A 22,133-nucleotide genomic window follows, 5' to 3' on the forward strand; every position below is an offset into this window, starting at 1 on the left:
CACAACTTACTGAATATGAATCAGGAAGAAAAAAAAACAGGCGATGTCAATTTATCTGATATTCATTCTGATCATTCAATTCCATTACTCCAAATTCTAATACCACTCTAACTTAAATAATATTTCAAGAACACACAAATTCTTTTTAATTTTTTTTGAAAGTTTCAAACTTATTTTATTAAGTTTGGTAAGCGTTACCAAATACCCGCTTTTGTTTTGTTTTGCATGGTTGCTATAAATTAAGATTTCTGACCACAATCTTATAAAATAACCTATACTGATTTTATTACTGTATAAAATATAAAAATTACTGCCCTCAAATAATCAACTAAACCAAAACAAAATGAAAAAAAATCTACTTTACTACCGCTTTTATGGCCTTTCTGCTAAAACGGTTTTGTGTGTATTTTTAACCTGTACGGTGATTAGACCTTCCCAGGCCGCGACAACTTCTTCTATGTCTTTAATGACCCTAAAGTCTTTCACTTTAACAGGAGTGATCAAAGATGAAAATGGCGCCCCCCTGCCCGGAGTAGTGATTACCAACACGAAGCAGAATACCTCAGCGACTACAAATGAAAAAGGGGAATTTAGTATTGTTGCCGATAAAGGCGATATCATTAAATTCCGCATGATTGGCTTTGAAGAGAAAATCATTGTAGCGAACCAGCAGGCCAGCATTACGGTGGTCCTGAAGGAAAAAATAACCATGCTGGAAAATACGGTTGTTACTGCGCTAGGTATCAAAAGGGAACAACGCTCCCTGGGTTATGCCGTTTCTGAAGTTGACGGATCCGGCCTGAATAAAGCAAGGGAAACGAATGTGATCAACTCCCTTGCCGGTAAAGTTCCGGGACTGGTGATTACGGGTACTGCCGGTGGTCCATCAGGTGCATCAAGGGTGGTGATCCGCGGGAGTACCATGGTCACCGGAAACAACCAACCCCTGTATGTGGTGGATGGTATTCCAATAGACAATTCCAACTATGGTGGTACGGGAGGTGGCATGTACGCCTCCGGTGTAGATATGGGGGATGCAATCTCTGCCATTAACCCCGATGACATTGATAAGATCAGCGTACTCAAAGGCGCCTCTGCTTCTGCGCTGTATGGCTCCAGGGCAGGAAACGGGGTAATTCTCATTACCACAAAAAAAGGCACAAAGAACAGTGAATTGGGCATTGAGTTTAACAGTACCTCTTCCATTGAAGACCAGCTAACGAGTTATGACGGTTATCAGTCCTTATATGGACAAGGAACAAACCAAAAACTGAATACCTTAGCCATTCAGGATTACAATACACTCACCAGAAGTTTTGGTGCACGTATTGACCCTGACCTCACCGTGATTACCGGTACCGGCGCACGTGTTCCTTACGCTTATGTAAAAAACAATATTGACGGTTTCTTCAGAACAGGCGCTACCTTTACCAATACACTGTCCTTTACCAACTCAACGGACAAATCTAACTTCAGGTTCTCTGCTTCCAACCTCAGCAATCGTGATATCATTCCCGAAAGCGGGATCACCAGAAACTCCTTTACTTTCAGTGGAAGTTCTAAATTCGGCGAAAAAATAACACTGGAAGCCAGGGCTTTTTACATGAATGAAAAAGTCAAAAACCGCCCTGCACTGGCAGATGACCCGACAAATATTGGTCTCAGTTTCCTTTCTTTAGCCAATACAGTCGACCAGTCGCGTTTTGCCAATGAATACAAAAATGCAGACGGCACCTACCTGGACTGGAATAATGGCAACCAATATCGCCTGAACCCGTATTGGGTGATCAATGAGATGAGAAACGATACGCAAAAAGATCGTTTGCTTGCTTCATTGCAGTTGAATTACACTATCCTAAGCTGGCTGACTTTCCAGGGAAGAGCTTCTGCAGACCAGACACAGGTAAACTTTGAAAAATATAGTCCACGTACTACTCCTGGTGCATTGACGGGAACATTGGATCAGAACAACAGCAAATACGGAACGATAGAGGCCGATGCATTATTGACTGCACAAAAGCAGATTACACCGGACATCAATTTATCTTTGCGTTTGGGTTCAAGTATCACCCGGAACCAGATGGATGGTAATGCCATGCAATTTACCAATCAAACAGTGACTGATGTGGCCATACCAACCAGCTATACTACACAATCTGTGCTTCCTCTTGCCAGTAAAAGAAGTATAAATTCCTATTACGGGTTAATTACAGCCAGTTACAAAGGCTGGTTATACATTGACGCGACCTTGCGTAATGATATTTTCTCGACTTTACCAGTGAATAATAACAGTGAGCTGTTCCCTTCATTAAATGGTAGCTTTGTATTTACTGATGCATTTAAAATAGACAAAAAGGTACTGTCATTCGGTAAATTCCGTGCATCTGTTGCCGGTGTAGCCTCTGATACGAATCCTTACCTGACTTTACCTTATTATAAAAGCAATGCCCTTTCCTTTGGTGGATTGACCACGGGGGGCTTATCTACTGAAGTGAGGTATAGTGAGGATTTAAAAGCAACACGTACCAATTCCTATGAGTTTGGGACAGAACTGAAATTTTTCAACAACAGGGTCGGACTTGATGTGACCTATTACAATTCCAAATCCAAAGATCAGCTGAATATTGTTCCAACAGCGCTGAGCTCCGGATATAAAACCCTGATTACAAATGCGGGTACCATATCCAATAAGGGCGTGGAGGTTGCTTTCAATTCTACACCGATTGCTACTAAATCGTTTAACTGGGAACTGGGTATCTCCTTTGCCAGGAACAAAAATGTAGTCGAATCCTTGGCTGCAGGAACCCCTTATCTCACTTTATCTGATGCCAGATGGATGGGCGTTTCCGTTATTGCGATGCCTGGCGAAGATTATGGCTCTCTGCTGGGCTATGATTATCAGCGTGATCCGAATGGAAATATTATCCTGAGTTCTACTGACCTACAGCCGCTGCTGAGCACTGACCGTAAGGTTCTCGGGAAAGGGATTTATGACTGGACAGGGGGCTTAACCAGTTCCATGACTTACAAAAACTTCACACTGGAGGCAATTGTAGACGTTAAATGGGGTGCAGACCTCCTGTCGCTGACCAACTATTTCGCCGCTGCAAATGGCTCATCGGTAACCACTTTAGAAGGCAGGGCAGAATGGATTGAATCAGAAGAATCAAGACTTGCTGCTGGACAGACGCCTGCGCAATGGGAAGCTTCTGGTAATGTAAGGGGGCTGGTACCCAAAGGCGTAATTCAAACCGGCACTGATGCTGATGGAAATCCTGTATACACCGAGAATACCAGGGCAGTAGATCCTTCCATTTACTGGGGAGCTTTGAATGATATCTCCAATTCCGTAGGTACACCGTTTATCTATGATGCTTCCTACATCAAGATGCGCCAGCTTACGTTAAGCTACCGCCTACCCAGAGCGTTGACAACGAAATGGGGAATCAGGGATGTGCAGGTAGCTGTAGTTGCCAGAAACCCTTTCATCATTTACAAAAATGTACCCAATGTGGATCCCGATTCCAACTACAGTAACGGTAACGGCCAGGGTATCGAATATGGCTCCTTACCGGGAAGACGCAGTTTTGGCTTTAACCTTAATTTTAGATTCTAATGAAACGATTTATATATAAATTATCCGTTGCTGCTGTGGCTTCGCTGCTTCTGGCAAGCTCCTGCAAAAAATTCGGTGATACAAACGTAGATCCTACAAGGTCATCCAATATGGATCCGTCTATACAACTTACCAATACACAACTCCGGTTCTCGGGCGACCTGAATACCAATGAAAGGGTAAGTTTCATGATGACCATGCCTTTGGTACAACATATTACCGGTTCCTATAGTAACCGATGGGGAAGTACTTACTTCAATAATCCCAATTTTATGGGCGTGTTGTGGGAAGAAGCCTATCCCAATGATCTGGTGAACATTATTGATGCAGTGAAGAGAACTGATGGTGTCGAGAATAAAACGAACCTGAATGCTGTATGCCGGATTGTTAAGGTGTACAGCTTTGCAAGAATGACAGATTTATATGGTGATATCCCCTATTCCGAGGCCGGTTTGGGCATCAAAGCTAAATTTGATACTCAGGAAGCTATTTATGACAGTTTCTTTGCAGAATTAACAGCTGCAACTGCACAGCTTGATGCAGGAAAAGACGTTGTTGCCGGTGATATATTTTACAATGGAGATATTACCCTCTGGAAAAAATTCGCCAACTCCCTGCATTTGCGACTGGCCATGAGGCTGGTTAAGGTGAATCCTGCAAAAGCACAGGCAGAAGCACAAAAAGCATACAACGCCGGTGTTTTCACCAGCAATAGTGATATCTGCAAAACCAATCATGAAGATATCCAGAACCCTTATGAAGAAGTAGGAAGGGGAAATATAAAAGGTAATGCGGTATCCGCTTCATTCTTTAACGGAGGTGCCACACCAAGTCGTTTTACGACTCCGTTTATTGCCCAGTTGCGCGATACAAACGATCCGAGATTAAAATACATTGCCAGGTATTATATCGATGAATCAAGCGCTACCCCCCAAAATCGCACAGACATTACCGACCAGCTGGTTCCCCTGGCAGGTTATGTAGGCATTGCACCGGGAAGTTATATCTGGGATGAGCCTTATTTGCCTGCAGTGTCTATCACCGTTCCCGGTAAAGGGGTGATTTCTGCAAGTAACAATGACCAGAAAGTACAATTGGCCAGTTTCCTTATACGGTTTAATGCCCCATTTTTACACCAGACTTATTCGGAAGTGGAATTGTTACTTGCTGAAGCCACAGTACGATTTGGTGCCAGCTTTGGAGAAAGTGCCGCGTCACATTATGCAAAAGGTATAGAAGCAGCCTGCCTGCAATTGAGTCTTTTTCCTGGCGGTCCAACGATGACGTCGGCTGAGATGAACAATTTTATCACCCAGAATGCATTGCTGCCTGGCAGAGAAATAGAACTGATCAATAAACAATTGTGGATTACCTTATTGCTAAACGGCCCGGAAGCTTATGCCAACTGGAGAAGATCCGGATTTCCGGCATTGGTACCAGCAGTGGGTGTTTCTGAAACGTCGGAAAGCCTGACCATTCCACGCCGTTTTGAATATCCATTTTCAGAACAGGAACAGAACCGGGAAAATTATTTGACTGTGTTACCTGCTTTAGGCGGTACGGACAGCTGGAATGGCAGGGTTTGGTGGGATAAATTATAAGAATATGAGAACTTTAAGAATTTTATTGACACTCTGTCCCCTATTTTTTTCACTGGTCTGCTGCAGTAAACCGGGTAACGGACCACAGGCAAATGAACCGGGGGGGATTAGAAGCGCTGCTAAATTAAGGGTAATCGGTTATATGTTCAGCTCAGGTGACCTGGATGTGGAATCTGCTAAAATAGATTTCGAAAAGATTACCGACTTAAACATTGCCTTTATCAATCCAGATATCAATGGTAAAATTACTATACCTACAGGATTGGCTGCAGCGGTGAAACGGGCCCACGATAAAAATGTGAAGGTGTTTTTTTCCTTTGCTGGTGGCGTTCCGCCACCCCATATCAAAGATCTGCTGCAACCAGCCAAACGGAACCTGCTGGTGACTGCCTTAACCAACTTTGCAATCGCGCACAACTTTGATGGTGTGGATGTAGATATCGAAAACGACTACATCGATGAAACCTATGAGCCTTTTGTACTGCAGTTATCCGCAGCACTGAAACAACACCAAAAGTTAATGACAGCAGCAGTAGCCACCTGGACAGGGCCTAAAGTTTCCGACAAGGCACTTGTTTTATATGATATGGTGCATATCATGTCGTATGACCAGACAGGTCCCTGGAACAAAGACAATCCAGGCCCCCACTCTACCTACGAAGCAGCGGTAGCCGACTTTGATTACTGGAACAAAACCCGTGCTATCCCTGCCGAGAAACTTTCCCTTGGCGTACCTTTTTATGGTTACGGCTTCGGCCCTGATATCCTGTCCGACTGGACTTTTGCATCGATCGTTGCTACCTATCCGGGCGCTGAGCAGCAGGATGAATGGAAAGTTGAAGGTAAAGGGACTATCTATTACAATGGTATTCCCACCCTCAGGAAAAAGATAAAACTTGCGAAGAGCAGGAAAGCCGGAGGAATGATGATATGGCAACTCATTGGCGATGGCACAGGTACCAATTCACTGCTGAAAGTGATCCATGAAGCCAATCAATAGATTATTTACATGTTAAATTAAACATCATGAAGAAATTTACTTACCTCATATACGCTGCCTTACTGCTAACCTTTTCCGGCGCATGTAAGAATGGAGAAGACATGATGACGGATGATAATTTTCATCCCAGAATCATTGACAATTCCGGTGTGTTTACCGCACCCTCAAGAATCATCAACCAGGGGCAATCAGCCATCTATACTGGCCTCACATTTTCACCAAAACCATTCGAGAAATCAAAAATTGTATGGACGGTGAACGATGTGGAAGTATCCACCGACACCGCATATACGTTTACCCCTACTACAGGTGGGGAATATCAGCTGAAATTAACAGCAACTTATAACGGTCAAACCTCTACGCGTTTATCTAAAATCCTCGTTAGTCCGGAAAGCTATACCCCAAAGACCTACACGAATGTAGCCATGAGTTATCTTTCGGAAGAAGGAAAAGCGGCCGCAGTAAACTGGGCAGAAGTTACCCATGTGGCTTTCAATGGAGCCAGGGTTATTTCCTCTTCTTCAGTAGATTTTTCAAAGAGCATCCAGGCGCAGAATGGCGACGAAATTGTTGCACGCGGCCATATCAATGGCGTACCTGTATTATTGGGTGTATCCGGCAGATTATCAGGGGTTGACGGATGGTCTTTATACAACAGTACCGATTTTGGTACAGCCATCCTGACTGCTGAAGGCAGAACGACTTTGGCAGGATTGATTGCTGCACACGTAATTGCCCATAAATTTGATGGTGTAGATATCATGATGACTGACCTAAGCAATGACAGTTATGACGCATCAGCTTCCCATGCCAGGGCGGTAACTCCGTTTATCGCTGCACTTAAAGCCGCATTGCCGACAGGTTCCCTAGTGACGGCTACAGTGACCACAAATTATATGCATTGGGAATATGGAGATCTTTCCGCGGCCGACTGGTTAAATGTGCACGCATTTGAAATCGGAACGAACGTAGGTCCAGGTGCCCCCAGAGCGCAGGGTTCTACCTACAGTTATCTGGTTGACTGTGCCGCCATATGGTTAAACAAAGGTATCCCGGCGAATAAGCTGGTCATAGGCATGCCCGCGTTTGGAGTACGTTACACCGCTATCGATGCCAATGGCAATAACCTAAGCTGGGGATCTTATGATTACCTGAGCTACAAGGCTATAGTAGCACTGGATGCTGCTGCACCGGAAAAGGAATATGCAGCCGGAATTGCCGAAGGTGTATATTATAATGGGGTTCCACTGATTTCACAAAAAGCACAATACATCAGGGATAATGGATTCAAGGGCGGTTACCTCTGGGCCGGAGATTATGACATGGCTGGCACCGGATCTTTAACCAGTACCATACATTCATTCCTCAAATAATTCAACGTATTCCTCATCAAACAGCTATTTTTTACCTGATCGTTATGTCAATATCTGCAGTTCCTGTTTCCAGACTGATTTCTATAGATGCCTTTAGGGCATCCATTATGGTCTTAATGATTTTTGTAAATGACCTGTGGAGTTTAAAGGAAATCCCTTTATGGCTTGAGCATGTGTCTGCCGAAACGGATGGAATGGGACTTGCAGATATTGTCTTTCCGGCTTTTTTATTTATCGTAGGATTATCCATTCCTTTTGCGATCCTGAACAGCAGGAAAAAAGGGAACAGCACCACAAAAATATTCCTGCATATTGTCTCCAGAACAACAGCCCTGCTCATTATGGGACTATTTCTGGTCAATACAGAGGTTTACGGAGAAGATGCACCTATACACCGTTCTGTGTATACCATTCTTCTGGTCATTGCATTCTTCCTGGTATGGATGGCTTATAAAAAGCCGGAAACCCTGTTGGTGAAAGTACTTAAAGGTTTAGGAATTTCCCTGCTTATTACACTTGCCTTCCTATATGAAAGCAATGAAGCCACAGGCATTACTGCACTGGGTATTCACTGGTGGGGTATTCTTGGATTAATTGGCTGGGCATATTTTGTATCTTCCTGTATTTTTCTTTTCTCCAATGGGAAAGTAATGGTTCAGGTTGTTGCCATGGTGTTTTTTATTTTCATCTGCTCGGCCTCTTTTTTGGGCTGGCTTGCACCTGTAGCTTTCCTGAAGGAATATATCTGGTTTGCCGGTGAAGGTGCGATGCCGACCTTTAGCATGGCAGGAGTACTTACTTCTTTAGCGTATAAAAACCTTGGTGCAAACCATAAAAAATTCTGGATCCTCCTGTTTGGCTTTGCCTTTATACTGATCGCATGTGGTATGGTGACGCGCCCTTTGTGGGGCATATCCAAGATCAGGGCTACCCCATCATGGACAACAATCTGCTCAGGCATCGGGGTGTTAAGTTTTCTGTTTACAGTCTATATCACTGATGTAAAGCAGATCACGGGCTGGTATAAAATAGTGAAGCCGGCAGGCACAAGCACATTAACCAGTTACCTGATCCCATATGTCCACTACGCGATTATTGGCCTTGTCGGGATACAATTGCCCCTATTTTTGAGAACTGGATATGTAGGATTGGGTAAATCTTTTATTTATGCACTGTTGATTGTCACCCTTACCGGTTTAATGGAGAAAAAGAACATTCGCTTAAAGATCTAAAATTGTTATATTCATATGAATCTTTGATCAAAAAACTATTCCTGCATCAGGTGCTGAATATGTTTTCTAATACTTAAAGATCGCTTTTGACCACAAAAATAAATAGATGAAATCATTAGTTATTAAATTCAGGTGTACCCTAATGCTCTCCCTGATCACCTTTTCTTCTTTCTCCCAGAAAGTATCGGATATGGATGCAGGAAAAATAAAAATCAGCTGGGAACTGCTGGAAAACAATTACAAAAATACTGGTACCGCAAGGTCACGCATGACCTTGACCAATAGCAATAATGTACCCCTCTCCCCTGCATGGGTCATATACTTTAATGCCGCAGACCCGAAACCATTGGACAAGAAAACCGCTGTATTTGATATGGAGTTAATTAATGGTGATTTTTTCAAACTTTCCCCGACTTCTTCCTTTAAAACCCTTCCTCCAAAAGGTTCAGTGACCATGGAGGTTTTGTCCCGAAACCTGAAAGACGTAACGGATTTCCCAAAAGGATTTTATATCGCGTTTGATGAACAGCCGGAAAAAGGAAAAGCCATCGATTATGAAGCGAAATCAGTTATAAATTACAGCGCTGCAGAAAAAACACTGGCTGCACAGATTTTTAACAAAAACAAATCTATTGTAAAAGTTGCGCCGCAGGATTTGCCCCCCGTCTTTCCCAGCCCCTCAGGTTATAAGAAGAACAATTCCCGTTTTACCCTGACAAAGGAAGTGAAAATTATTGCTGACCCTTTATTTAACCAGGAGGCTGGCTATCTGGCAGAGGAATTGAAAACTGTATTTGGGGTTAAACCTGTTACCGGAATTTCGGAAAGTAAAAATGTCATCCTACTTCGAAAAACAAATCTTAAAGGTGCAGAAGCTTACCAGTTGCAGGTTAGCAACGACCAGATCATCATTAGTGCATCCGGTAATGCAGGTATATTTTATGGTATTCAGTCACTAAAATCACTGTTCCCGGCAAAATCATGGTCGGCAACCCAATCTTCCATTTCCCTGACAGGCCTGGAAATCGAAGATGCCCCACGTTTTGGCCACAGGGCATTTATGATGGATATAGCACGCAATTTCCAGCCTAAAAAACAGGTCATTAAAATTCTCGATCTTTTATCATTATATAAGTTAAACGTTCTTCACCTGCATTTCAATGACGATGAAGGATGGAGAATAGAAATTCCGGGACTTCCGGAACTGACTACTGTGGCAGCGCAAAGAGGACATACGCTTACAGAAAAAGATCATTTGATTCCTTCCTATGGCTCAGGCCCTGAAACCAATACGGGTTCAGGCAGTGGCTACCTGACAAGGGCCGATTATATCGAGCTGTTAAAATATGCTACAGCCAGACATATTACGGTTATCCCGGAATTTGAAACACCTGGTCATGCCAGGGCTGCCATTAAAGCGATGGATGCCCGTTATGAAAGATTATCGAAAGAAGGGGATCAAAAGGCTGCCGAACAATACCTGTTGCGCGATCTCCGGGATCAATCGGACTACCGCTCTGTACAGGGATGGAGTGACAATGTGATTAACCCGGCATTACCCTCTGTATATAATTTTATAGAAAAGTTGAGCACAGAGATGATATCAATGTATAATGAAGCCGGAGCCCCGCTGAAGACCATTCATTTTGGCGGGGACGAAGTGCCTGCTGGTGTATGGGAGAAGTCCCCGGCTGTGGCTGAGCTGTTGAAACACGATACTACGGTGACTTCAGTTGATGAGATCTGGTACTACTATTTTGCAAAGGTAAATGCCATCCTCAAATCGCACCAGCTTTATTTATCGGGATGGGAAGAAATTGGCCTGCGGAAAAAGGAAGTAAACGGAAGAAAAAGCATGGTGCTTGATCCGCGTTTTGCAAATGAAAACTTTCATACCGATGTATGGAACAATTTAGCGCCCAATGAGGACCTGGCTTATCAACTGGCCAATGCCGGATATAAGGTGGTGCTCACCAATGTGACCAATATGTACATGGACCTGGCTTATAATAAAAGTTATGAAGAGCATGGACAGTACTGGGGAGGTTATGTGGATGTTGATAAACTATTTGATTTTATCCCATTCAATTATTATAAAAACCAGAAGGAGAACGAACGTGGAGAAATATTGAAACCCGCTTATTTTGCTAACAAAGAACGTTTAACTGAAAAAGGTAAAGCTAACATTATTGGCCTGCAGGCACCATTGTGGAGCGAAGTGATCACCAATGAAAAGGAGATGGAATACCTTTTGCTTCCCAAGATACTTGGGTTGGCTGAACGTGCCTGGTCGGCCGACCCAGAATGGGCTAAAGAGCAAGATGAGGCCAAAAGCAACTCCTTGTATCCACAATCCTGGTCTTCATTTTTAACCATAATTGGTGAACGGGAATTACCAAGGCTCGATCACTATGCGGGAGGATTCAATTACCGTATTCCTACTGCAGGCTTGATTTCGGCAGGACATAAATTAAAAGCAAATGTTCAGTTCCCAGGGTTCATCATCCGCTATACCACAGACGGCACTGTACCCACAAAGAACAGCAAAATCTTTGCAAATGGAATGACTGCGGTTAAAAATATATCCCTTAGGGTGTTCAACCAGGCCGGCCGGGGCGGTAGGACTATCAAATTATAATTATGAAGCGATATCATTTGAAATATTTTTTATCGGCCTTGCTCTTAAGCAGTGTCACATTTACGGCCTGCTCCCAACAGGCCGCAGCGGATAAAAGCCAGGAAAGACCTGTGCAAAATATCGCTAAAGGGCCTTATATCTTTGAAATCGCTCCGGCATGGTCAGAAGAATTCGAGTATACAGGGATACCTGATCAGGCCAAATGGAAATACGATAGAGGTGGCGGTGGCTGGTATAATCATGAAAAACAGTATTATAGCGACCGGGAAGAAAATGTAAAGGTTGAAGATGGAAAGTTGAAAATAACTGCTATACGGAAGAATGCAGGCCCAGAAACATATACCTCAGGGAAAATAACGACAAAAGGTAAACAAAGTTTTTTATACGGCCGTGTGGAGGCCCGACTGAAAGTTCCTCAGGGAAGAGGCACATGGCCGGCATTATGGATGTTATCGACAAACGATGCCTATGGATATTGGCCGAATTCCGGGGAGATTGACATCATGGAACATGTGGGTTATCAGCCTAATGTAATGCACATGACCATACACAATAAAGCCGCAAATGCGAAGGATAAGGCAGAATTAGTCGCCAACAAATCTAAAACTATTCCTACTGCAATAACGGCTTTTCATGTCTACCGACTGGACTGGACACCTGAGGCTATCCGGGGATATATTGATGATGAGCTCTTACTGGAATATAAAAATACGAACAAGGGATTCGAATCCTGGCCATTCGACAAGGAGTTTTATCTCCTGCTGAATTTGGCAATTGGCGGAGACTGGGGTGGTGTGGAAGGAATTGACAATGATATTTTTCCGGCAACCTATGAAGTGGATTATGTGAGATACTATAAAATGAAGAACAACTAACTCAATTGTCACGAGCTCAATCTTCCCTGGTAAAGTTAATATGATATCTCCTCAGCCAAGGAAGATTCAATTGACTATCATAAATTTTAAATATTGCTCCGTCATTCTGTTCTTCACCTTCTTTAATTAAGGGACCAGTGTTCATCTTGGAATGGTCATGAAAAAGGTAAAATTAAGCATACTTATAAAACTTGTTCAGCAATCAAACGCTCCAGCATCTCTTCAGGATCTTTACAGAAACCGGGGTGCACCTTAGATGACTGAACAACAGTACTTCGTGTAGCTGTAAGCCAGCGAAAACGTGAGGCAAGATCAAGTTGCGCAATAGGCCCTCCATCCTTTTTACCGGTACAAATCCGCTTAATCGCATCAAGGTTACAAATGATTTCACTTAAATCTGATTGCCGGGAAAATGCACTGAGCCTAATTTCATCCACCACAAACGACACCTGCAAAAATTTCTTTCTCGCACAATAAAGGATCACTCCTACATTCATAAATTCCTCCCGTTCTACCCTCGGCACAACACGGATCACAGCATACTCAAATAAGTGATTCTCTTGCATGTTGTGCTTCTTTAACGAAAATTTCTGAATGGGCAACCCTGATCTCTAAAAAGCGGGCATAAGCATCGCGGTGTTCAGCGGGAGATTCAAAAGATTCTCCTGTTAACCACTCATCAGGAATTAGGTCTACCACCCTACGGATCAATTCCTTATTTACAATTGCACTGAATTCTTTATCTACAGCTGCTAGTTCAGAAGCCTGGGGCAATAAGACATGGTCTTTGATCAGTACAAAAGGACGACAGGCCTGTTGCTCCCAGTTCTGCCAGGAATGATGGAAATACAAGGATGCCCCATGGTCTATCAGCCAAAGTTCTTTATGCCACATCAGCATGTTTGTATTTCTTGGCGTTCTGTCCATATTCGTCAGTAGGCAATCAAGCCAAACAATCTCTGAAGCCAGTTTTGGTTCAATGGTGTTTACTGTAGGGTCGTATGTAATCGCGCCAGACAAATAATGCAGGGCAAGATTCAAACCGACACTTGCCTTTAATAAGTCCTGTATTTCTTCATCAGGTTCTGTACGGCCAAAAGCTTGGTCAAGATTTGCAAACACGATTTCCGGCATTTTCAATCCCAGTGCACGCGCAATTTCTCCACCAATAATTTCCGAAATCAATGCCCTTACTCCCTGTCCGGCTCCCCTGAATTTTAATACGTATAAAAAATCGTCATCTGCTTCCGCAATTGCCGGCATTGAACCTCCTTCACGAAGGGGCGTGACATATCGCGTTACATTGACTGTCCTCAGTTCAAGTTTGTCTTTATTCATTTGATCTTACTTTCCAGGTCTTACCTGATTTTTAGACAAAGAAAGCACAAATAATAAAATTAAAAGCTATAATGTTTCTTCTTTTATACTTTCTACAAATGGCCATATCAAATTAACCAACGCTAAACTCTAGCTTTCCAGTCTTCTGTAAGTTTTTTTCTATACGCATCGATCTGATCAAGACAGGGTTTCAGGAAATTCATTTCCGGTAGGCCAACCATGGCATCAATATCGCAATTGTCATATATGTTTACCCATGTGCCGTCAATCTGGATCTCCATCAAAGGATGAGGAAGATATAATCCCGAACCCATACGCAGAAACAGGGAATGATTTCCCGGTCCTTTCCTATGTAATTCATTTTTACTTAAGATGCTGGAGATATACGTTTTTTTACGTCTGTATTGCGGTAGGACATGGTCGGAAAAATTCCCAAAAAAATCAAATAAGTCAATCGCCGTAAAACCAGGTTTAACAGATCTTGTGCTTACATCATTGTGGATAGTTTTATCGTTTTCTCCGATAGGATGATCACTTTCATGATCTGGCTTGGCCTCCCATAATTTGGAATGTAAGTTAGCAAGCATTGTATTTAAAATCAGGAATTCTGCCTGATAATTATTGATTTTGATCAGTTTATTATTTATCCTTAATCTCAAACTTTCCGGTACAAGCCTATGATAAAAAGTATTGAGTATGGGTTCTGTTTGCCGATGAACATAGAAACAGGTTTGCAATGCAATCCGAAAAGCATCATTCCCAACATTGTTCACCAGGTCTGTTCTCGCTCCATTTTCAAGAAGATAGTCAATAGTTTTTAATGCCGATGACATCAGGCAAATCATGAGCGGCGTGAAATTGACTTCAGTCCGGTAATCTACGCCATATTGAAGAAAGTAAGGCTTTAGTGATTTTAAGTTGTCAACAATATACAAATTCACCTGACCTGTATTGATCTCTGCGTAATTGTATAACAGCCAGTTTTCCGCAGCTTTATATTTTAGCTGGGCAAGCGGTTTCCTGTATTGCAGTTTATTATAGTAAACAACATAACAGTAGAATCTATCTTTCGCCTTTCTGTTATATATTTCAGGGTTCAGGGCATTCTCTTTTAATTCGGCAAAATCCATTCTTCTGGTCACCGACCAGGGAACGGGCTTGAGTTGTAAGATCTGTTCCCGGATGGCATCTGCCTGCTCTTGTTTCCCCTGCATTTCCAGTCGCCTGGCCTCCTGCTGCCATTCATCTTTACTCGAAGTCTGATCAGTCAAGGAGGATTGTTGTTTGATATGAACCAGGCCGAGCAGTTCCAATAACGCATGTTTTTTGTTATCTTCAATGATGTACAAATTCTTTACCGCCCTGGTGATACCCACGTATAAGGAATTCACATAAAACTTATACTCCTCAAGCGATTTGTCATATTTATCTCTAGACCGGGAAAAATTGAGATTCTCAGGCAGCAGGTCATTCTCGGTTACCCCATTGGTCAATTCCCTAAATTCTTTGTCATACGAAGAAATAGTATTAAAGAGTATAATATTCTCATACTCCAAGCCTTTTGCTTCCTGAATGGAGAATAACAAAGGTGTATTATAGAATCGTTTTGCCGCTGCTTTATCCTCATTGCGCAAGACCAATACCGCAAATTTCGTCGACATACTGGTCTTGGAATTGAGCTCAGCATTGATTTTCGCCGTGTTTTCCAAATATTCTACAGACCCATTGCTATCCGAATTAGGGATGACAAGATAGGTACTTTCTTTATCGATAGATCCGAACCTGGTATTTTTAATCAGCAGCAACCTATTCGCAATAGCTGTTACCGCGGGTGTATTACGGAAATTGACATTAAGTATCCTTGTGATAATATCTGATTTTAGTTCAAGATTGTAAAACAATGTTTTTACCTGCGACCAGGAAAAGAAATTCGGATGAACAATCTGGTTTGAATCCCCACAGATGATAAAGTTGCCTTGTTTATGAAGCGATTTCAGGATCAGCAGGAGCTGCACATTGGTCAGGTCCTGGACTTCATCGATAATCACATAATCATACACAGGAAGAACCTTATTCAATAATTCATATGAATGTATATTGCTGTCAAAATACTCCCCTTCCGCAATCCAGTTTTTATACTTCAGGAACAGGTCATATGTCTGTTCGCGTTCTGTACCGTTGAAAATTGATTGTTTGATCCCAAGAGAAAGGTATTCTTCTTTTGACAGGAAAGCATTTGCTACTGAAGACCCCGTGATGACACCTTTGATTTCTTCATATACCCGATACGTGTCTTTGATCTTATGGCTTTGGGCATATCTGGCAATCCAGCGATCAAAGCTCACATAATCTGCTTCTTTACCGAAAGGCATATCAATTGAAGACAAATATTCGTAAAAAGACAGGAAAGCGACTTCCTGTTTTGCATTCTCATAACCGAATGAGGAATACAGCTGACTCGCATTTTCTACCAAGTATGGAGAAAGGGAAGTATAAAGGACATTCCCTTCCAGGATTTTAAGCTTTTCCAATGTTAGGGCTGTTTTACCGCTCCCTGCTGAACCTATAATAATTCCGGGCGTAGGCAGATGCAGTATTTCTTCCTGATTCTGATCGAATGAAATGATTTTATCCTGGATATGAAAAGATTTCTCATCCCTGTTGATATAACTTATCGTGGTCGTATCACAATCGTTAACATCGTCTATTTCATATACTGAGGACAACTTATTTTCATCGATACGCGCACCATTGAGAAACCTGGATTTCTCATAGGCATGATTGTGGATGACTTCCAGGATAAAGATATACCGCTGCTGCTGATAAGTACTGATATTAAACAAAAGACGATTGGTATCATCAAGTTTTGCACGGTAAAACCCGTTGTTCATTTTCTTTACATCCGCTGTTCTAAAGTCCCCCTCCGCAAGCGACTTGCAGATTTTTTCAACCTTCGACCCAAGTTTACCAATATTCAACCCTTTATATATACGAATCTCCATAACTATAGTTCAGCAATACGCGACAAAATGTAAAATTATTAATTTCATACCACACTGGGTTAATTATTAATATATTTTTCAAGAAAAGACAAAACTGGTGCTGGGTCTACTTAAACAATTCAAAGCTGTATTGCGCATCTGTCCAAAATTCATCGAGCGCTATAATTCTTGGCTTAAAAAAAGAGATTATCCTGGGCCAGTCTTCTTGTTTAAAGACGTTCACCCCAGGCAGAAATTTAATTATCCTGCTCACTGTTTTATACTGTTCATCCAGGGTATGCAGTTGCCATTCCCAGTCCTCATTCAAATGATTATTTAATATCTTTTTTAATGCAGCGAATTGCTCAAACATTAATTCCTGTATTCCCTGATCGGTATGGGAAATTGAAATGGCAATGAATCATTTTTTGTATCCGCATGCATTTTAAAGTGCAGGTATTTGATACCTGTTTTATAATTGACCCAATTGATTTTAATTCCTTCTGCAGAAGGATGAGGAGTAATATACTGCCCAAATGCAGTCCAGAATGCCTGCCGGAGTTGTGAAGCCTGATCTTTTGAATACAATGGTGGATTATTTCTGTAATAAACGAAGGATATGTAAAAAACAAATATCGCTTTAAACCATTACAAAAAAGAATTGTTCTATAGGTGTTAACCAATAAACGTGTAACTATGGAAACTTTAAAAGGTAAAAAACCAGATAAAAATGAACCCCGGCTGAATACTGAACATATAGCAAATCAATCTGATGCGGAGGAGACCCGGTTTGAAAATCCAAGTGTAGATCCGGGGTTTGAAGGAAATTATGTAGACCTGGAAGAGTGGAATGATGATCTTAATGCAGCCCAAAATCCGGAAGAGTTACTACCTGACCAGCAAAACGATGCAATGAATTATAAAAATGACAGGGAAAATGGGGCTTATGATCCAAAAAACATTTAGCAACCTGCCAACACATTGCTGAATTATTCTTGTTTTTATCAACAGTAGGACACATTTACTGTTAGTACGAATGATCCTTTGAATAGAGATAAGACCACAGTAAACCTTAAGAACTCAATTGAGAACTTAAGGTCTGATCAGTTTTAGAATCTGATTATTTCCGGCAGGAAAGAGTTGTTGTTAGATGTGTGATCATGGCATCCCACTCCTACCGGATGATATCCGAACCAAACATGATTTTAAAATATATTATCAATTGATATGAATCTCTGCTTATGCTGCATTTCTTATTTCGGCCTTTTGGCTGTAAAATAAGATGATTGCAGAATAATAAAGACATTAAAGAATCCGTAACTTTCTTTTTAGTGCTATAGGCTTTTGGTTTCTCTGCCGATTTTCAGCTTGTTTCACTTCATCCTTTTCGGCAATAGGATTTTCTGTTTTCGGCTTGTGCTGTGTTTCATTGGTGCCAGTTGTTTTAGTAACACCTCCATGGTCATGACCAATGTGATTATCCTGTTTCATATCGTTTATATTTGATGGTTAAAGACACAATCAACATTCAAATAATTCTGATCTGAATATCAATACTTTAATTAAACAAAAAGATAATTATAAAAGTTTATCTTTTTATTCAATTACGTGATAAATAGCTTATAAGATGACAATTGAAGGATTTTAATTAAAAAAGAGGGCAAATGCCCTAACCTTGCCTCTTAGTATACATATTTCTATAGCTTTTTATACAATTTGGATTAAATTTATCGACATGAACATATACCAGACACAATTACAACTCAATGAAAGAAAAAGGGGATTCCATATCATCACTACTGAGGTTGTACATGCCTTACCGGAAATTTCGGAAATAAGAACAGGAATTTGCCAGGTGTTTATTCAGCATACCTCTGCATCCTTAAGTATTAATGAAAATGCAGATCCTACAGTAAGAAAAGATTTCGAAATGTTCTTTAATAAAACCGTTCCGGAAAATGATCCGGAGTATCTTCATGATGACGAAGGATCTGACGATATGCCTGCACACCTTAAAGCAGCCCTGTTGGGTACATCGGTAACCATTCCCATACGAAATGGGAAGTTGGCCTTGGGCATATGGCAAGGAATCTATCTATGTGAACACAGAAATTATGGTGGTGGGAGGAATTTAATGATCACTGCCTGGGGAAAATAGCCTGACAGATTTTTTAAAATGTATTCCTTACAAATATATAGCATTCCCGATTTCCTATTCAGAAGGATAAGGCTTATACTTGTCCATATATGAATATTGGAATAATTGGTTTAGGGGATATGGGAAAGATTTATGCTAAATCTTTTGCAAGGGCAGGTTATCATGTATTTGGATCAGACCTACCTGATCTTCGTGAAAGTCTTGATAAAGAGCTGGGTTCATTCGGAATTACGGTTCTGAATGATGGTAAAGAAGTATCACGCCAGTGTGATGTCATCTTTTACTCAGTTGAAGCAGAACATATCGCTGAAGTAGTGAGCCAATATGCCAGTTCCACAAAATACGGTGCTATTGTTGCAGGTCAAACTTCAGTTAAACATCCTGAGATTGCAGCATTTGAGAAATATATGCCCCGTGATGTGAATATTATCACCTGTCACTCTCTACATGGCCCCGGATTCCAGCCTGAAGGACAAAAACTGATTGTCATTCCCCACCGTTGCACTCCGGACGCTTACCGGCGGATGATGGATGTGTTATCGGTCTTGGGTTCGGATATTGCGGAAATGTCCGATTACCATATGCACGATAAGATCGTGGCAGATACACAGACAACTACGCACGTAGGCTTTGAAAGCATGGGTACCGCCTGGAAAAATGCTGGTTTTTATCCATGGGAAAGTGGTTCTTATCTGGGAGGAATCGATAACGTTAAGATCCTGACAACGCTGAGAATATTTAGCTATAAAGCACATATCTATGGTGGCCTTGCCATCCTCAATCCTTATGCAAGACAACATGTCAAAAGTTATGCTGAAGCAGAATCAGAATTATTTAAAATGATGATTATGGAAAATGAATCTGATTTCCGCAAAGTTTTATATCAGGTAAAAGATTTTGTTTTCCATGAAAGCAATGAGCCCTTATTGCTGGATGACCAGGTAATGCAGGAGTTTTCCTTAGCAGAGAACCCCGGTAACAGGCTGCCAAATTCTCACCTGAGTTTGCTGAGCATGGCTTATTCCTGGTATAAACTCCAGGTAAATCCCTATCATAACCTCATTTGCCAGACTCCACCATTCCGTTTACGGCTGGGAATTGTCGAATATCTTTTCAGAAATGAAGCGCTTTTTGAAGAATCCATTGAGGCTGCATTGTACAAAAAATCTATACGTTCAGATGATTTGGAATTCCATAGTGCCGTACACAAATGGGCAACCATTATTGGCTACGGTGATATGAAAGGATATAAAGAGCTATTTGAAGATACGAAGCTATTCTTTAGTGACAGACTGGAACACGGGCGTATACATAGCGCTGAAATGATCAGGAGATTAACAGATATTTAAAACAAAGAAGGAGTGTCTTTAAATAGGATAGACCACTCCCTCTTGTTAAAAAAAATATGCTATACATTAACAGGATCGAAAGGTATAAATACCTGCGATACCTAAAAATGATGGCCATCATGTTTGCTCCTTATTTTCCTATCCAGGATCGGAGATTAACCTTTATGCGCCAAATGATTTCAATTATTTTATTTTAGTAACTTAGTCATATGAGAAAACCATCTAACCATCATAAAATGAAATTCTACACTTCCATCTTTACTGGTACATTAATTATCGGATCATTTCAGGCCCTATATGCGCAGGAAACGGCAAAACATGAGGACACTGAATTCTATACTCCTGTACCAAAAGTGCTTACCCCAGGAAAACTGAATACTGATGCACCTTCAGATGCACTGGTTCTATTCGACGGAAAAAATCTTGACCAGTGGGTAATGGCAGACGACAGAACCCAGCCAGCCAAATGGAAAGTCGAAAAAGGAATATTCACCGTAGATAAAAAAACAGGCAATATTGAAACGAAACAAGCATTTAATAATTATCAACTGCACCTGGAATGGCGTATTCCCACCAATATTACAGGGGAAGGTCAAGCCAGAGGCAATAGCGGACTTTTTCTGGCCTCTATAGGTAAGGGAGATCTTGGCTATGAACTTCAGATCCTGGATGCTTACCAGAATGATACCTATACCAACGGAATGGCAGGAAGTATCTATAAGCAAACGACACCATTGGTTAATCCGGCAAAGAAACCCGGGGAATGGCAGACCTATGATGTCCTTTGGACAGCACCAACATTTAACGCGGATAGCTCGCTGAAGACACCAGCTAAAGTGACAGTATTATTTAATGGTGTAGTTGTACAAAATGGTTTCGAACTCAAAGGACCTACGCAATACATCGGACAGCCAGCATACAGACAAGCACATGGTGCTTCTCCCATTAAACTACAGGCACATGGTGATAAAAGTGAACCTGTTAGCTACAGAAATATATGGATCAGGGAGCTTTAAATGTTAAATTTTATGGGCCAGGGTACCATTTATGTGAACTAAGTTTAAAAAATCAATTTTATGTTTTTACTTTTGGGGTCAACCCTAGTCAAACACACACACAATTGAAATTAAACATTAAGCACACGAATGCCTGACACATTAAAAACGAACACACCCCTTAAAATTGTTTTTTTAGCATTTTCCCTCTTCAGTTCTACCTATGCAACCGGCCAGACAACTACCACCATAAAACCAATGGTTATTGTTGTTGATGCAGGTCATGGTGGTAAAGATGGGGCAACGAGAGGACTCTTTTCAAAAGAAAAAGATGTAGCCCTAGCCACTGCCCTACTATTGGGACAAACCATAGAAAAAGAAATAGAGAATACAAAGGTGATCTATACCCGGACTGAAGATGTATTTATCCCTTTGTATGAACGTATTGCCATTGCCAACAGGGCACATGCAGATTTATTTATTTCTATTCATTGTAACTCTATGCCATCTAATATGAGAGGCAGGACACATACCAATGGTGTAGAGACATTTGTTTCTGGTTCCGGAAGACTTGGAGAACAGGATGTTGCAGTAAGGGAGAATGCTTCTATCTTACTGGAGAAAGATTATAAATCCAATTATGAAGGTTTCAATCCTGATGATCCGGAAAGTTACATCATTCTCTCCTTGATGAAAAATGCCTACCGTAGACAGAGTATTAAACTGGCCAGTCTCATCCAGCAGCAATATATAAAAACAGGCCGGGTGGACAGGGGCGTTAAGGAACAAAGCCTTGCCGTATTGGCAAAAGCCGGAATGCCGGCAGTACTGACTGAAATTGGCTTTATTAGTAACCCAGAAGAAGAAGAATATATCAATTCAGCTGCAGGGAGACAAGAAATTGTTCAGAATATTAAAGATGCTATCCTGGAATACAGAAAGCAGATGATCATCAACTAAAAATAAATAAAAAAAAG

General features: G+C 41.5%; 18 protein-coding genes. 12 read left to right on the plus strand and 6 right to left on the minus strand.

Going from position 1 to position 22,133, the window contains the following annotated elements; all coding sequences use genetic code 11:
* The first annotated feature begins 343 nt into the window (after positions 1-343).
* From ACSBL2_RS14895 to ACSBL2_RS14925, 7 genes are all read left to right on the plus strand, one after another.
* The gene (locus ACSBL2_RS14895; RefSeq protein WP_442587328.1) at positions 344-3,616 is read left to right on the plus strand and encodes a SusC/RagA family TonB-linked outer membrane protein; all 3,273 of its coding nucleotides are present in this window, start codon (positions 344-346) and stop codon (positions 3,614-3,616) included.
* Positions 3,616-5,217, plus strand: coding sequence for a SusD/RagB family nutrient-binding outer membrane lipoprotein (locus ACSBL2_RS14900; RefSeq protein WP_442587329.1), 1,602 nt, complete (start codon positions 3,616-3,618; stop codon positions 5,215-5,217). Before ACSBL2_RS14895 ends, ACSBL2_RS14900 begins: the two co-directional genes overlap by 1 nt.
* A gap of 4 nt (positions 5,218-5,221) precedes the next feature.
* Positions 5,222-6,217, plus strand: coding sequence for a glycosyl hydrolase family 18 protein (locus tag ACSBL2_RS14905; RefSeq protein WP_442587330.1), 996 nt, complete (start codon positions 5,222-5,224; stop codon positions 6,215-6,217).
* Between the two features lie 26 nt (positions 6,218-6,243).
* Positions 6,244-7,590: a glycosyl hydrolase family 18 protein gene (locus ACSBL2_RS14910; protein WP_442587331.1), complete on the plus strand. Its 1,347-nt coding sequence runs from the start codon at positions 6,244-6,246 to the stop codon at positions 7,588-7,590.
* 44 nt (positions 7,591-7,634) lie between these two features.
* On the plus strand, positions 7,635-8,822 hold the full coding sequence (locus tag ACSBL2_RS14915) for a DUF5009 domain-containing protein (RefSeq protein WP_442587332.1): 1,188 nt from the start codon (positions 7,635-7,637) through the stop codon (positions 8,820-8,822).
* A 106-nt stretch (positions 8,823-8,928) separates the two neighbouring features.
* Positions 8,929-11,460 (plus strand): family 20 glycosylhydrolase, encoded by a 2,532-nt coding sequence (locus ACSBL2_RS14920; protein ID WP_442587333.1) that lies wholly within the window; start codon positions 8,929-8,931, stop codon positions 11,458-11,460.
* A 2-nt stretch (positions 11,461-11,462) separates the two neighbouring features.
* On the plus strand, positions 11,463-12,335 hold the full coding sequence (locus ACSBL2_RS14925) for a glycoside hydrolase family 16 protein (RefSeq protein WP_442587334.1): 873 nt from the start codon (positions 11,463-11,465) through the stop codon (positions 12,333-12,335).
* Between the two features lie 182 nt (positions 12,336-12,517).
* Here ACSBL2_RS14925 and ACSBL2_RS14930 read toward each other — a convergent pair whose 3' ends face one another.
* The 5 genes from ACSBL2_RS14930 to ACSBL2_RS14950 form a co-directional block, all read right to left on the minus strand.
* Entirely contained in the window at positions 12,518-12,901 is a 384-nt protein-coding gene (locus ACSBL2_RS14930) for a DUF3037 domain-containing protein (protein ID WP_442587335.1), read from the minus strand.
* Positions 12,879-13,673 (minus strand): HipA family kinase, encoded by a 795-nt coding sequence (locus tag ACSBL2_RS14935; RefSeq protein WP_442587336.1) that lies wholly within the window; start codon positions 13,671-13,673, stop codon positions 12,879-12,881. Before ACSBL2_RS14935 ends, ACSBL2_RS14930 begins: the two co-directional genes overlap by 23 nt.
* 122 nt (positions 13,674-13,795) lie before the next feature.
* Complete coding sequence (locus ACSBL2_RS14940; protein ID WP_442587337.1) at positions 13,796-16,675, minus strand: UvrD-helicase domain-containing protein; 2,880 nt, start codon at positions 16,673-16,675, stop codon at positions 13,796-13,798.
* Between the two features lie 106 nt (positions 16,676-16,781).
* On the minus strand, positions 16,782-17,027 hold the full coding sequence (locus ACSBL2_RS14945; protein WP_442587338.1) for a DUF4268 domain-containing protein: 246 nt from the start codon (positions 17,025-17,027) through the stop codon (positions 16,782-16,784).
* Positions 17,027-17,242, minus strand: a complete 216-nt coding sequence (locus tag ACSBL2_RS14950; RefSeq protein ID WP_442587339.1) for a DUF4268 domain-containing protein — start codon at positions 17,240-17,242, stop codon at positions 17,027-17,029. The genes ACSBL2_RS14945 and ACSBL2_RS14950 overlap by 1 nt, the downstream gene beginning before the upstream one ends.
* A gap of 108 nt (positions 17,243-17,350) precedes the next feature.
* On the opposite strand from ACSBL2_RS14950, the gene ACSBL2_RS14955 reads away from it, so the two are divergent.
* The gene (locus ACSBL2_RS14955; RefSeq protein WP_442587340.1) at positions 17,351-17,620 is read left to right on the plus strand and encodes a hypothetical protein; all 270 of its coding nucleotides are present in this window, start codon (positions 17,351-17,353) and stop codon (positions 17,618-17,620) included.
* 339 nt (positions 17,621-17,959) lie between these two features.
* Here ACSBL2_RS14955 and ACSBL2_RS14960 read toward each other — a convergent pair whose 3' ends face one another.
* Positions 17,960-18,145, minus strand: coding sequence for a hypothetical protein (locus tag ACSBL2_RS14960; protein WP_442587341.1), 186 nt, complete (start codon positions 18,143-18,145; stop codon positions 17,960-17,962).
* 244 nt (positions 18,146-18,389) lie between these two features.
* Between ACSBL2_RS14960 and ACSBL2_RS14965 the strand changes: the two genes are divergently transcribed.
* The 4 genes from ACSBL2_RS14965 (at position 18,390) to ACSBL2_RS14980 (ending at position 22,116) form a co-directional block, all read left to right on the plus strand.
* On the plus strand, positions 18,390-18,812 hold the full coding sequence (locus ACSBL2_RS14965) for a secondary thiamine-phosphate synthase enzyme YjbQ (protein WP_442587342.1): 423 nt from the start codon (positions 18,390-18,392) through the stop codon (positions 18,810-18,812).
* 89 nt (positions 18,813-18,901) lie between these two features.
* Positions 18,902-20,161, plus strand: coding sequence for an NAD(P)-binding domain-containing protein (locus tag ACSBL2_RS14970; protein ID WP_442587343.1), 1,260 nt, complete (start codon positions 18,902-18,904; stop codon positions 20,159-20,161).
* Positions 20,162-20,397: 236 nt separating this feature from the next.
* On the plus strand, positions 20,398-21,177 hold the full coding sequence (locus tag ACSBL2_RS14975) for a 3-keto-disaccharide hydrolase (protein WP_442587344.1): 780 nt from the start codon (positions 20,398-20,400) through the stop codon (positions 21,175-21,177).
* A 129-nt stretch (positions 21,178-21,306) separates the two neighbouring features.
* Positions 21,307-22,116, plus strand: a complete 810-nt coding sequence (locus ACSBL2_RS14980; RefSeq protein ID WP_442587345.1) for an N-acetylmuramoyl-L-alanine amidase family protein — start codon at positions 21,307-21,309, stop codon at positions 22,114-22,116.
* The last annotated feature ends 17 nt before the right edge of the window (positions 22,117-22,133 follow it).

It is taken from the genome of Pedobacter sp. AW31-3R (assembly GCF_052180285.1).
In the GTDB taxonomy this organism is placed as follows: Bacteria; Bacteroidota; Bacteroidia; order Sphingobacteriales; family Sphingobacteriaceae; genus Pedobacter.

What these genes read in the sequence shown, in the direction of transcription:
- ACSBL2_RS14895 (WP_442587328.1), top strand. Translation starts at nt 344, where the DNA reads ATGAAAAAAAATCTACTTTACTACCGCTTTTATGGCCTTTCTGCTAAA.
- ACSBL2_RS14900 (WP_442587329.1), top strand. Translation starts at nt 3,616, where the DNA reads ATGAAACGATTTATATATAAATTATCCGTTGCTGCTGTGGCTTCGCTG.
- ACSBL2_RS14905 (WP_442587330.1), top strand. Translation starts at nt 5,222, where the DNA reads ATGAGAACTTTAAGAATTTTATTGACACTCTGTCCCCTATTTTTTTCA.
- ACSBL2_RS14910 (WP_442587331.1), top strand. Translation starts at nt 6,244, where the DNA reads ATGAAGAAATTTACTTACCTCATATACGCTGCCTTACTGCTAACCTTT.
- ACSBL2_RS14915 (WP_442587332.1), top strand. Translation starts at nt 7,635, where the DNA reads ATGTCAATATCTGCAGTTCCTGTTTCCAGACTGATTTCTATAGATGCC.
- ACSBL2_RS14920 (WP_442587333.1), top strand. Translation starts at nt 8,929, where the DNA reads ATGAAATCATTAGTTATTAAATTCAGGTGTACCCTAATGCTCTCCCTG.
- ACSBL2_RS14925 (WP_442587334.1), top strand. Translation starts at nt 11,463, where the DNA reads ATGAAGCGATATCATTTGAAATATTTTTTATCGGCCTTGCTCTTAAGC.
- ACSBL2_RS14930 (WP_442587335.1), bottom strand. Translation starts at nt 12,901, where the DNA reads ATGCAAGAGAATCACTTATTTGAGTATGCTGTGATCCGTGTTGTGCCG.
- ACSBL2_RS14935 (WP_442587336.1), bottom strand. Translation starts at nt 13,673, where the DNA reads ATGAATAAAGACAAACTTGAACTGAGGACAGTCAATGTAACGCGATAT.
- ACSBL2_RS14940 (WP_442587337.1), bottom strand. Translation starts at nt 16,675, where the DNA reads ATGGAGATTCGTATATATAAAGGGTTGAATATTGGTAAACTTGGGTCG.
- ACSBL2_RS14945 (WP_442587338.1), bottom strand. Translation starts at nt 17,027, where the DNA reads ATGTTTGAGCAATTCGCTGCATTAAAAAAGATATTAAATAATCATTTG.
- ACSBL2_RS14955 (WP_442587340.1), top strand. Translation starts at nt 17,351, where the DNA reads ATGGAAACTTTAAAAGGTAAAAAACCAGATAAAAATGAACCCCGGCTG.
- ACSBL2_RS14960 (WP_442587341.1), bottom strand. Translation starts at nt 18,145, where the DNA reads ATGAAACAGGATAATCACATTGGTCATGACCATGGAGGTGTTACTAAA.
- ACSBL2_RS14965 (WP_442587342.1), top strand. Translation starts at nt 18,390, where the DNA reads ATGAACATATACCAGACACAATTACAACTCAATGAAAGAAAAAGGGGA.
- ACSBL2_RS14970 (WP_442587343.1), top strand. Translation starts at nt 18,902, where the DNA reads ATGAATATTGGAATAATTGGTTTAGGGGATATGGGAAAGATTTATGCT.
- ACSBL2_RS14975 (WP_442587344.1), top strand. Translation starts at nt 20,398, where the DNA reads ATGAAATTCTACACTTCCATCTTTACTGGTACATTAATTATCGGATCA.
- ACSBL2_RS14980 (WP_442587345.1), top strand. Translation starts at nt 21,307, where the DNA reads ATGCCTGACACATTAAAAACGAACACACCCCTTAAAATTGTTTTTTTA.